This window comes from uncultured Clostridium sp., from assembly GCF_937920395.1.
GTDB lineage: Bacteria > Bacillota > Clostridia > Clostridiales > Clostridiaceae > Clostridium_AD.
In genome coordinates this window covers 1-12,144 of the sequence record NZ_CALEVF010000039.1, presented here as the reverse complement: position 1 = coordinate 12,144, position 12,144 = coordinate 1, and the positions used below count along the sequence as shown (strand labels likewise).

The window sequence follows — 12,144 nt, the reverse complement described above, 5'->3', positions numbered from 1 at the left end:
TTATTGTTTTGCAACAATATTTGCAACAACTAAATCAAATTTTTATGACTACAGCCTATCAATATTAAAGTAACTTTTCCTGTAAATATTCTCCTAACAAAGCGATTGGAATTATATGTAGCCAGATATCTCTATGCGAATAAGATATAGTAGCAGTTTATAATACTTAAACTGCTAAGAGATTCTAGTATTGTATAAATATGAAAATATACTTTACTAAGTTAGGAAGTTTATTTATGAGTGAATTTAATAATCTTTTATCTATAATATTGGACAAGTTTAAACTAAAATCAAGGAGGTCGTCTTCATTGAATGAACCAAATAATAATTTTGTAATAAATACAACAGCAACTGGTGGTACTGGAGTAACGGGTGTAACTGGAAATACAGGATTTTTAAATGCTGTAATAACAACAAATAAAGAATCAATTCCAGTTGGTGGTATTATTTATTATGATACTATAAATATTTTAGGACCTGATTACAGTTACGATTCAGAAACAGGTTTGTTTACAATTAAAACAACAGGAATTTATACAATAGACTGGAAATTTTCGGTCACTCCAAATCCATCCACAACATCTATACAAATTGATTTAGTAAAATTTCCTGCTGAGACATTTATTGCAGGTATATCCATCACAGCAACAAACCCAACGTTAAATGGTTCTCTTATTTCTTATCCCGCAACAGCAGGGGACACTTTCGGATTTGTTAATAATTCAAACGGTCTCATTAGTATATTATTGGTAGGTATAACTGGACCTATTGGTACTGCAACTATATTCAGAATTGATTCTACAGGAGCTACTGGAGTAACTGGTGTAACAGGAACTACTGGTGCAACCGGCAATACCGGAGTAACTGGTGCAACTGGAGGAGGTTTGTCTGCTGCAGCATATATTTACTCAGCTAGTGCTCAGTCTGTAGCTAATACTTCAGCAGTGATTTTTGATGGCCCTGCAACATCAGGAGCACCTATATCATTTACTGCACCTGGTTCTAAAATCACTTTAAATGCAGGTGTTTATCTTATTAGCTTTGAAGTATCAGTAGGTACAGGTGGTGGAAGTACCTGGTCAATAGCAGTAAATAGTGCAGTAACTAAGCAATTAAGCTACACTGGAAGAAGTTCTAATTCCCAAATTTTTGGTGAAGCGGTTATAACACTCGCAGCATCCTCAACCATTTCTATTGTAAATAATAGCGGTGGATCAGTTAATCTTGAGAATAGGCTTGCACCATCACCTAACACTTCAGTAAGTGCTTCAATTACTATATTAAAGTTAAACTAATCTTATGTTGAATGCATAATAATAGGCATAAAATAGTAATTCCATTTTTACTTTATTGTATTAAAATGGGATTTACTGTCTTGTGCCTACTTTTTTCTTTTTATATGAATTAAAAAAACTCATAATTAGTATTGGTATCTGAATAAAATCCCTTATCCTTACTAAATGCTTTAGCATATCTAAGTCCAATATTTATTAAATCCAAAACACCACATCCTCTACATTCAAAATTCACTTCTTCCTCAGTCATGCCTAATTCGTAAAGTATTTTTCTATTTTTATTATTATCATATGTAAAAGCAAATGCTTTTTCGTTAAACCCATCTGCACATTTTAAAACCTCAATGCTGTTTATTAATTCTAATTTTTCATTATTTGTTAAATCCATCGATACACCCTCTTTATATAGAAAGTATGTACCATATTGTTATATTCTAAACTTATTTAGACATAAGAAAGGACACAAATAAATTAGATATCCTAATCTTTGTATCCTTTTTTATATTAAAATATTTCTAGAACCATTGTTTCACAAATAACATCACTACTTAAATTCATTCATAAACCCACTAATTTTATCTAAATCAATGTCTTTATCTACTAGTGGTTTACCATCTCTTAAAAAATCTAATTTATCAGTAAAATGAGGTTTTTCTTCTTTATATAATATTCCAACTGGAATTTTATCTCCCCACTCCATGGCCTTCTCCATTGCTTTTAATTTATTGGTTGGATCATAGGTGTCATCAAGCATATATATCCGATCTTTATACCACTTATGCGTATTAATTTTATTAAAACTTACACAAGGTTGAAGAATGTCTACAAGTGCATATCCTTTATGATTTATTGCTTGCAGCATTATTTCTTTTAGTGATTCCTTATCATTACTAAATGCCCTTGCTACAAAGCCTGCTCCAAGTGTAATTGCAAGTAAAACAGGGTTCAGTGGTATATTATTGGAACCGAAGGGTTGCACGTTAGTTACATGTCCTATGTCTGAAGTTGGTGAAGCCTGGCCTTTTGTTAAACCATAAATTTGATTATTATGAACAAAATGAGTTATATCTACATTACGCCTGACATTATGAATAAAATGATTTCCACCTTCACCATAAGCGTCGCCTTCTCCTGTATTTACAATTACAGTCATTGCCTTATTAACAATTTTAGCAGCAATTGCTGGCGGTAGAGCCCTTCCATGAAGTCCACAGAAACCATTTGTATTTATATACTGAGCAGTTTTCGCTGCTTGCCCAATTCCTCCTACGATTAATACCTCATGAGGTTTCTTCCCAAGTTCAATAAGTGTTTCCTTTAATGTTAAAAGTATGTTTCTATCTCCACATCCTGGACACCATGCTGTTTCTGAGGTAATAATACTGCAATCAACCATATTATAAAACCCCCTTTATATTTTTAACTATATCTTCGGAGGCTATTGGTCTTCCATCATATCTTAAATAACTATCATCCATTTGTATTCCGGTATTTTCTCTTATAAGTAATGCAAGTTGTCCTGTTGCATTTTGCTCTACATTTATTACTCTTTTAGCCTTTAGAGTTTTCTGTTTAAGCAAACTATCAGGTAATGGCCATACATCTCCAAACACTAAAGCACCATATTTTTCTTTGCCCTTATCATTTAAAAGTTTAATTGCCTCCTTAATTGGTCCATATAATGATCCCCACCCAATTAATAGAGTATCTATATCCTCTTGCCCAATATATTCAGGTTCTAATAAGTCTTCCTTTATAGATTCCATTTTTCTTAATCTTTTATCATTCATAATAACTCTTACCTCTGCTGATTCTGTTATATGACCAGTTTCATCATGCTCATCACTATCCACTAAAACAGTTTTACCTGCTATTCTACCTGGAGTTATTCTAGGCGAGACTCCAGATTTTGTTACTTCATACCTATTATATATCTTGTCTCCATTGTACTCATCCTCACTCAGGTGTCTTTCAATTTTAATTTTCTTAAAATCAAATGGACTTATTGTTTTAAGACTATCAGCTAAAAACTGATCACCTAGAATTATTACTGGAATTTGGTATTTATCTGCTAAATTAAAGGCTCTCATAGTCTGATAAAAACAGTCCTGCGGATCTCTTAAACCTATTACCATTTTGGGAAGTTCTCCCGGAGTTCCTGATATAACAAACTTAAGATCTGCTTGCTCAGTTCTTGTTGGTAACCCTGTTGTAGGACCAGGTCTTTGTATTTCAGCAACAACCAATGGTACTTCTAACATACTTGACAAACCTATAGCTTCTACCATCAAAGCATATCCGCCACCAGATGTGCCTGTCATTGCTCGTACTCCAGCATAAGAAGCCCCAATAGCCATATTTATTGCAGCTATTTCATCTTCAGCCTGTTCAACAACTATTTCTGCTTCCTTCATTTTTGAAGCAAGATAATCCATTATAGTAGTTGACGGTGTCATAGGGTAAGCTGAGTAAAACGTGCATCCTGCAGCTAAAGCTCCTAAAGCAATAGCATCATTACCATTAATTAATATACTTTGATCCTTTTCGTTTGCCTTTAAATCATATTTAGATGAAACCTCTTTATATCCAGCTTCAAAAGCAACAAAATTTTGGACTGCAACCTCATCCTTAAATATTTCTTTTAATAGACCTTCTACAAAACTTAAATCTAAATTAAAAAGTTTAAGTAGTGCCCCCAACGCCACATTTCCAAAAACTTTAGGATTCCCTATGTTTTTCGCAAGTGATTTTAATGGTAGATTATACAATCTATCATCTTTATAGTCTAGAGCTTCATCGGCAATAATAAAACCTGTGTCTTTTAGTTCATCTACATGAATTTCAATGGTTTCTTTATTTAAAGCAATAATGCCATCTATCTCATTACAGTGTGAGCTTATTTCTTCATCTCCAAAACGAATCTGAAAAAAATTATGCCCCCCTCTAACCCTGGACATATAATCCTGCAAAGTAAAAATTTTAAATCCTTTCTTTTTCAAAAGTTTTTCAAGTATTATTGCAAGAGTTTCCATCCCCTGACCTGCTGCTCCACCAATCAGTATATTGTAAATCATATGTTCAGCTCCTTTATATTCTTATTTAATAAAATTTGAAAATTAATAGAAAACAATAAATAAAAGATAGAAAGAAGAATAGACACCTTTATCATGTGTTTCATATCCTTACCTCTTTCTATCCCTCATCTAATATTATAGTTTTACTACAAATATACTAATTTTATCTTTATTCTGAAAGTCTATGGATCAAATTTTCATTTACTATTCGTATCCACTGTTGATTTAATTGATCACTCTTACCAAAACCCTGCATAAACTCTGATTGCAAGCTTAATGCCGAATCTTCCTCTTCAATCTGCTCTTGTATCAATGATAAACCACCTTCAGATACTGGCATAGTATATAACCAGCCTATTGTACCTTGATCATCTTCTGCTCTCGCTTGTTCTACAATTGCATAAAGCATCTTAGTCGTTATTAACTCCGTAGCATAATATTTTTCAAGTATTTCTTTAATATCTTTGAATTGGTAATCTGAATAAGGTAATACATTTATTTCATAAGGAGCATTCTTATCATCTAAATAACTTATAATATGTTTATAGTGATCATACTCACCTTCTGCCTGAACACCAAAAAATGATGCCCAACCCTCCAAATCTAAGTTAGAAAAATACGCTTGTATGTTCCTATAAATAGTATGGTTATTAAATTCATGAGATATTTGTTCATTTAACAAATTTAATGTTGCTTTGGTTAAAAACATTTAATCGCCTTCTTTCAATTTAATATATTCAATATACTTATAATAAGAACAATTATTCTGATATTTATTGTTATCATGTTAAGTCATTAAAATAAGAATCTTTCTTTCTAAAACATAGTTATTCCATTTACAATAGCATTCGCTATGTTTTCTGCATTATATCTTTCCATATCATCTTTAGAATCTACGAATCCAGCTTCCACAAGTATTGCAGGCATTTGGGTGTTTTTTAATAAATACAAAAAGCTTCCATCCTTTACTCCCCTATTTACATATCCTAGTTCTGCAATCTCATCTACAACTCTTTTAGCTATTTTTTTCCCAGACTCTGATATTGCAAATACCTCTGCTCCGTGTCCACTTCCTCCATTAAAATGAATAGACACATATAAATCTACATTTTCTTCATTTGCCTTATTTACTCTTAGGTAAAGTGAATTACTTAGACTAGAATCAGGACTAGGAGTGCAGTACACCACCTCATGATTAAGTTCTTTAAGCTTTATCATTACCTTAATGCCAACCTCTTTGTTTAAATCATCTTCTTTTCTTATACCAACATACCCCATATCTGATGGTGGGCAATTATGCCCAATATCAATGCCATATTTCAAAGTGATATCCCCCTCTACTTTTTTATTTGATTTTAGGGTAATTTTTAAATCATATTCTAGGATATGCTTATGTATCCATTTTGTGTACTAAAACATAATTATCCAACATATTTTATTTATAAGGCTATAAACAATGTGTTTTCATAATGTCTTTAATAAAGATAATTAAGCAATGTATTTATTGGATATAATTGAAGGATGTGATTATTTGAAATTTAATATAAAGAAATGTATTTTATTAATAGTGTGTATTTCCTTTTCCTTAACCCTCTTCGGATGTAAATATAATTTTAATAAAAATATTTTCACCAAAAATAAACCAAGTAATTATTATTATACTAAGTTATTAATGAAAGACTTATCTCTAGAACCACCTAAGGAACTTTATGCTCTATATATGAATTTTTATAAGAAAAAAGATTTTTCAAAAGATGAATTAAAAACATTCATCAATTTCTTTAATTCATTAACTAATGCTAGCTTCATAAATAAACCGACAAACTTACCAGCTAAACCATTGTATAAAATATTTTTAACCTTTAGTAAAAATAAATACGTATTAAATATCTATAACGAAAGGTATATTTCCATATATCCTTGGGATGGTGATTACAATATGGATTACATTGATACAAGTAAAATGTTCAAAGCTTATAACCTTTATGGTCTATGCAAATACCTTATACCTAAATAAAGTATTTGCTCCTTTATAAAAATTGTATGTACTACTTAAAGAGTTTATAATGATGATATATGACTAAGTAATTAGCTGTTAAATTTTTCTACTAATCAAAAAGAGGTAATTTACATGTTTTATTATATTTTAAGAGAAAAGTTATTAATATCTAAGGTCAAATATTACAATTTAAATTCTACAACCCAGCGTGAAGCAGAAAAATATAAGGGAATGATTTTTGCTCTTAACAAACTTAACCCTGAATATTCTAGGCGAAGTTTTTCTGTCTCACATGAGAATTTTTTATTTTTAAAAGATGAAAATCTTGATTTACTTGTAAAACCTACAACTTCTATTATTAACGTGCCACACTGGCTAAAACTTGCTATTAACGATAATCGTGTTACTTCTCTTAACACAAAATATCCCAGTTGGCAAGATGTATTAACATATAACCCTCCTAAAAAATAGAGAATAAATGTGATTGGTCTAGGCGATGTTGGTGGCACCTTGCTTACAGGTTTACGGCTTTTAGGTGTCAAAAACATTTGTAGTTTAGGACTTTATGATAGTGATCAAAATCGCATTAAACGTTACAATTATGAACTTAACCAAATTCTCTCACCTGATATGAAAGAAAGTTCTATTAAAGTAATCTCTTTAAAAGAGAGTGAGATCTTTGACTGCGATATGTTTGTATTTTGTGTCTCCGTTGGTAATTATGCGGTACAAAAGGAAGTTAATGATGTTATCCTTGCACAGTTTGAAGGTAACGCTAAAATCATTGGACACTTCGCTACACTTGCGCGTAATAATAACTTTAAGGGTATATTTGCTGTAGTATCTGATCCCGTAGATTTGCTTTGCAAAAAAGCATTTGTAGAAAGCAATAAAGATAATTATGGAAATGTTGACTATAATGGTTTGGCACCTGAACAAATTAGAGGTTATGGCCTTGGTGTCATGAATGCAAGAGCTTGCTACTATGCTTCACAGCAAGATTCCACAAAGCACTATATTCATGAAGGCAGAGCTTTTGGACCACATGGAGAGGGTCTTATCATCGCTGATAGCATCACACACTACAATGAATTGCTTTCTGACGCATTAACCCATAGTACTAAAACCGCCACCGCTCAAGTGCACTCTACAGGTTTTAAACCATACATTGTACCGGCTCTTTCTTCTGGTACCTTGTCACTACTTGCTACTATTAATTTTCAGTGGCATTATAGTGCTACATTTATTGGAGGTACTTTTATGGGCTGTAGAAATAGGCTTCTACCTTCTGGTATTCAGCTTGAGACTCTAGATTTAAATGAAACACTCCTAAACAAACTAAAGCTTACCTATAAACTTCTTAGTGAATTTAAATAATTTAATTTGAATAAGTATTAAAAATAATTTTAAAGAGGAAATAAAAGACTACTAGGCTTTTATTTCCTCTTTAATTTGAATCATAGTTCTATTCAAAACTGGATGCATAACATATGGTGCTATATCACACATTGGCTCTATTACAAACATTCTCTCATGCATTCTTGGATGAGGCAATATTATTTCTTCTGTTGAACTAATTACATCATCAAATAATAACACATCTAGATCAACTGTTCTAGGACCCCATCTTATAACTCTTTCTCTTTTTAGTTTCTTTTCAATAGATAACAAAAATCTTATAAGCTCAAGTGGAGTTAAAAGTGTTTTCACTTCAATAGCACAATTTAAGAAGTCTTCTTGATCTACATATCCCACAGCTCTCGTATTATAAAATTTAGATGTTTTTGTTATTTGTGTATAACAAGAATTGTTTATAAACTCTAAAGCATCTTTTACATTTTTCTCCCTATCACCCATATTTCCACCTACACCAATATATGCAGTATGCCATTTTCTGTCTATTTCTACCGCTGCATAAAGAAGTGGACGTCCAATCGGAGCCCAAGGTTTCTTTATCTTAACCTTTACTCTTTGAACTAATTCATAATTTAATAGTATGAATTCAGCTACTTTCTCTGTAGCTTTCTCTATTAAATCATAGTTTTCTTTTTTAAATTCCTCTTCAACTTTATGACAAAGCTCTCCATAATGAACAGTTTTTGTTATGTCATCAGATATTCCTGCCTCTCTTAAACTTAAAAACAACTCTATAGAAATTAAAAACCGTTGTCCTAACACCTTTTCCTCTTGAAAAACTCCATGATGAGCGTAGACTTCTAAATCTTTTATGTACATTTTGTCCATAATATTATCCCCTTTATTTATCTCGCAAACAAATTCTTATCTAACTTTTACATATCGCATCTGTTAAAACACAAACCCTTTTATTATCTTTTATATCATGCACTCTTATAAATTTGCAGCCCTTCATTATCCCTATAGCTGTAGTTGCGAGTGTTCCCTCAAGCCTCTCACTAGTGTCCAATCCTTGTGCAATTCCTAGCATAGATTTTCTTGATGTTCCAAGAAGCACGGGAAACCCTAATCTATTTAGCTCTTCTAGATTATTCATAGTTTTTAAATTATCCTCATAACTTTTTGCAAAACCAATACCTGGGTCTAAAATAATATTTTCTCTCTTTACACCTGCATCTAAAGCAATAATTATACTTTCGCCTAAATCCTTCAATATATCTTCCATTAAATTGTCGTAGATTCTATTTTCTCTATTATGCATCAAGCAGCAAGGCACATTATACTTAGCTGCAACTACTGCAATATAGGGGTCCTTCTTAAACCCCCATATATCATTTATCATGTCTGCCCCAGCCTTTATTGCAAGTTCTGCAACTTTCCCCTTGTATGTGTCCACAGAAATAGGAATATCCAGTTGCTTTTTTAATTCTCTTATAATAGGGATTACTCTTTTAATTTCTTCATCGCAACTAATATTTTCATGACCTGGCCTAGTCGATTCTCCACCAATATCAATAATATCTACTCCCTCTGCAACCATTACCTTAGCACGCTCTATAGCTGAGCTGATATCATTAAATTTGCCCCCATCTGAAAATGAATCCGGCGTAACATTTAAAATCCCCATTATGTAAGTCCTTTTGCCTAGTTCAAACTCTTTGTTTCCTATTATCATAAATTTCCCCCTGAAAAATATTATTTACTATTTATTTGATTTTAATAATTCATCCTCAAATTTCTCTTATCTAAAGGCCATTTACAGCCGACACTTGCCTCGCAATTGACACAATCCCTTGAAAGTTTATCACATTTATATAATAAATTACTCAAACTTTCAAAATTCTCAGTATCTTTCCTATGGTTTCCTATAGCTTCTAAAATCTCATCTATTTCTTTGTCACCATATTCACATTGCTTTAATATTTTTTTAGCAATTAGCACACTCGCGATATTATGGGCAATACCATTTTCATATTGTTCCCCTCTACCTATATCATGCAAAAGTGCAGTTGCATAAATTATGTATTTCGGTATATTAAAATTATTTTCCAAACTAATTATATACATAAGTCTTGCCACATCTAAAAAGTGTTTCATATTATGTTTGCAGTATTTCCTGTTTATTTCTGATTTTTCGATTTTGCTTAAGTTATACCGAAAAATATTATTTTTCATAATAAGATTTACTTTGTCATCTGTTAAATTGTTATTTATGATTTCCACCCCTTTAGAGTAGCACTACCCTTTATATTTCTGTATGTATCTATCATCAAAAACATAACCTCTCTCCTATTCGCTTATAATTACCTATTATATCAAATAATTTGTACAAAATCATTAGTATTAAAATATTGAAAATGGCTATAATATTTTATAATAATACAAACACTGTATCTTATATAACTAATAATAATTATTATTTATCATAAACCCCTTTTCATATACATAAAGATTAGGTAAAATGGTACTATGTTAAACAATACATTCGAGGTGATTATATGTACAACAGAGGTGATTTCCATCTTCATACAAATGCATCTGATGGAAAACTGAGTCCTAAGGAATTAATTCATGAAGCTTCTTTAAATGGTTTAGATATTATTGCAATAACCGATCATGACACTACTTTAAATGTCGAGGAAGGAATTAAAGAAGGTATAAATAATAATATAAGGGTAATACCTGGTATAGAATTATCTACAGTTCATAATAATGAAAGCATCCACGTTCTAGGATATTTTAAAGACGATGAATATAAAAATTTAGAATTTCAAAATTTTTTAAAAAATATAGATGATTTTAGAGTATTTAGAGGTAGAAAAATAGTGGAAAATCTAGATACGTTTTTCAATATAAAGTTAGATTACCAGAAGGTTCTAGATCAAGCAAAAGGTGTAATAGCAAGGCCACATATAGCTAAGGCAATTATAGATGCTGGATACAAATATGATTGGAAATATATATTTGACACTTTTCTTTCAAATGATAGTCCTGCATATGTGCACATTAAAAAAGTTCCAACTGCTGATGGTATAAGTTTATTAAAGAAAGTTAACGCATTGGTTGTACTTGCACACCCAGTTTTAATCAAAAAAACTTCTATAGATGAAATGCTAGGCTTTGATTTCGATGGCATCGAAGCAATTTATCCGGTAAACACAAAAAAACAGAAATCGCTTCTAAAAGTAAAAGCTAAAGAATACAACAAATTTGTTACTGCTGGTTCAGATTTTCATGGAATTTCAACATCTGACACAGGTCATGGCCTTGTTGGCTCAGTTTCATTAAGTCATGAAGAACTAGCTATCTTTGTAAATGCATTAGACTCATAAAAGGAGATGTTTTCACATCTCCTTTTTTCATTTAGAAAGGCAAAGAAAGTATATATTACGTAAACTACATTTGATCAAGCGTTAGTAATTCTTAGATGATTTTATGGAAAATACGTTAAGAAAAGTACATGTTTGAGCGCTAGCGAGTTTATACTTTTTAGTATTTTTTAATAAAATCAACTTAGAATTACTAAGCGAAGTGAATGCAGTTCTAATAATATATACTTTCTTATTTTATGCTTCTATTAAAAATGCTTCATAAGCTCTGCAAGCTTCATAGATATCTGCTTTACTTGCAATTTCCCATGGTGCATGCATATTATGAAGAGCAACTCCTGAATCTATAACCTGCATACCATACTCTGCTAGTATATAAGCTATAGTACCTCCACCACCTTGATCCACTTTTCCAAGTTCTGATGTCTGCCATGTTATATTATGCTTTTCCATAATACCCCTAAGCTCAGCAATAAACTCTGGATTTGCATCATTGCATCCACTTTTCCCACGAGCTCCAGTATATTTATTTAAAACTATACCTTTTCCAAAATATGCAGAATTACGTTTTTCCATAACCGATGGGAATGTTGGATCATATGCAGCCGTTACATCTGAAGATAACATTTTTGAATTTGCAAGTGCCCTTCGTACTTTTAACTCACTATATTCCCCCAGTAAATTAACAACTTCAGCTACTGTATTTTCAAAGAATTTAGATTGCATTCCAGTTGCACCAATACTTCCAACTTCTTCTTTATCAACAAGCAAAACTATACATGTTTTGTCTGTTTGATTCATATTCATTAGCGCTTCATATGAAGTATAAGCACAAACTCTATCATCATGTCCATAAGCCATAACCATACTACTATCTAAACCATAATTTCTAGCACGTCCTGCAGGTACTACCTCTAATTCTGATGATACAAAATCTTCTTCATCTATACCATATTTATTATTCAAAAGTTTTAATATATTTAACTTTACTCTATTTTTAGCATCTTTATCTTTTATTGGTATACTTCCCA

13 protein-coding genes and 1 pseudogene are annotated in these 12,144 nt (G+C 31.5%); 5 read left to right on the top strand and 9 right to left on the bottom strand.

Annotated features, from left to right (window positions below; genetic code table 11):
- Window positions 1-236: 236 nt before the first annotated feature.
- A complete protein-coding gene (locus Q0649_RS03945; protein WP_298837649.1) occupies window positions 237-1,295 on the top strand; it encodes a hypothetical protein in 1,059 nt (352 codons plus the stop codon).
- A gap of 109 nt (window positions 1,296-1,404) precedes the next feature.
- Here Q0649_RS03945 and Q0649_RS03940 read toward each other — a convergent pair whose 3' ends face one another.
- The 5 genes from Q0649_RS03940 to Q0649_RS03920 all read right to left on the bottom strand — a co-directional run bounded on the left by Q0649_RS03940 (window position 1,405) and on the right by Q0649_RS03920 (window position 5,692).
- On the bottom strand, window positions 1,405-1,683 hold the full coding sequence (locus Q0649_RS03940) for a hypothetical protein (RefSeq protein ID WP_298837647.1): 279 nt from the start codon (window positions 1,681-1,683) through the stop codon (window positions 1,405-1,407).
- A gap of 156 nt (window positions 1,684-1,839) precedes the next feature.
- Window positions 1,840-2,691, bottom strand: a complete 852-nt coding sequence (locus Q0649_RS03935; RefSeq protein WP_298837644.1) for a thiamine pyrophosphate-dependent enzyme — start codon at window positions 2,689-2,691, stop codon at window positions 1,840-1,842.
- A gap of 1 nt (window position 2,692) precedes the next feature.
- Entirely contained in the window at window positions 2,693-4,369 is a 1,677-nt protein-coding gene (locus tag Q0649_RS03930; protein WP_298837642.1) for a 2-oxoacid:acceptor oxidoreductase subunit alpha, read from the bottom strand.
- A 169-nt stretch (window positions 4,370-4,538) separates the two neighbouring features.
- Entirely contained in the window at window positions 4,539-5,078 is a 540-nt protein-coding gene (locus Q0649_RS03925; RefSeq protein ID WP_298837639.1) for a ferritin, read from the bottom strand.
- A 107-nt stretch (window positions 5,079-5,185) separates the two neighbouring features.
- The gene (locus tag Q0649_RS03920; protein ID WP_298837637.1) at window positions 5,186-5,692 is read right to left on the bottom strand and encodes an N-acetylmuramoyl-L-alanine amidase; all 507 of its coding nucleotides are present in this window, start codon (window positions 5,690-5,692) and stop codon (window positions 5,186-5,188) included.
- Between the two features lie 172 nt (window positions 5,693-5,864).
- Here Q0649_RS03920 and Q0649_RS03915 point away from each other — a divergent pair, with 172 nt between their 5' ends.
- The 3 genes from Q0649_RS03915 (at window position 5,865) to Q0649_RS03910 (ending at window position 7,745) form a co-directional block, all read left to right on the top strand.
- A complete protein-coding gene (locus Q0649_RS03915; RefSeq protein ID WP_298837634.1) occupies window positions 5,865-6,386 on the top strand; it encodes a DUF4883 family protein in 522 nt (173 codons plus the stop codon).
- Window positions 6,387-6,500: 114 nt separating this feature from the next.
- Window positions 6,501-6,839: a hypothetical protein gene (locus Q0649_RS23015; RefSeq protein WP_367179343.1), complete on the top strand. Its 339-nt coding sequence runs from the start codon at window positions 6,501-6,503 to the stop codon at window positions 6,837-6,839.
- A 9-nt stretch (window positions 6,840-6,848) separates the two neighbouring features.
- Window positions 6,849-7,745: a lactate dehydrogenase gene (locus Q0649_RS03910; RefSeq protein WP_367179342.1), complete on the top strand. Its 897-nt coding sequence runs from the start codon at window positions 6,849-6,851 to the stop codon at window positions 7,743-7,745.
- A 51-nt stretch (window positions 7,746-7,796) separates the two neighbouring features.
- Here Q0649_RS03910 and folK read toward each other — a convergent pair whose 3' ends face one another.
- Genes folK through Q0649_RS03895 form a run of 3 tightly spaced genes read right to left on the bottom strand, consistent with a single transcriptional unit; the run spans window position 7,797 to window position 9,959 of the window.
- Window positions 7,797-8,612 (bottom strand): 2-amino-4-hydroxy-6-hydroxymethyldihydropteridine diphosphokinase, encoded by an 816-nt coding sequence (gene folK / locus Q0649_RS03905; RefSeq protein ID WP_298837632.1) that lies wholly within the window; start codon window positions 8,610-8,612, stop codon window positions 7,797-7,799.
- 40 nt (window positions 8,613-8,652) lie between these two features.
- Window positions 8,653-9,459 (bottom strand): dihydropteroate synthase, encoded by an 807-nt coding sequence (gene folP, locus Q0649_RS03900; protein ID WP_298837629.1) that lies wholly within the window; start codon window positions 9,457-9,459, stop codon window positions 8,653-8,655.
- A 41-nt stretch (window positions 9,460-9,500) separates the two neighbouring features.
- On the bottom strand, window positions 9,501-9,959 hold the full coding sequence (locus tag Q0649_RS03895) for an HD domain-containing protein (protein ID WP_298837626.1): 459 nt from the start codon (window positions 9,957-9,959) through the stop codon (window positions 9,501-9,503).
- A 323-nt stretch (window positions 9,960-10,282) separates the two neighbouring features.
- On the opposite strand from Q0649_RS03895, the gene Q0649_RS03890 reads away from it, so the two are divergent.
- Complete coding sequence (locus Q0649_RS03890; RefSeq protein ID WP_298837623.1) at window positions 10,283-11,116, top strand: PHP domain-containing protein; 834 nt, start codon at window positions 10,283-10,285, stop codon at window positions 11,114-11,116.
- A gap of 234 nt (window positions 11,117-11,350) precedes the next feature.
- Here Q0649_RS03890 and Q0649_RS03885 read toward each other — a convergent pair.
- Window positions 11,351-12,144, bottom strand: a pseudogene (locus tag Q0649_RS03885) (aminopeptidase); the annotation flags it as partial.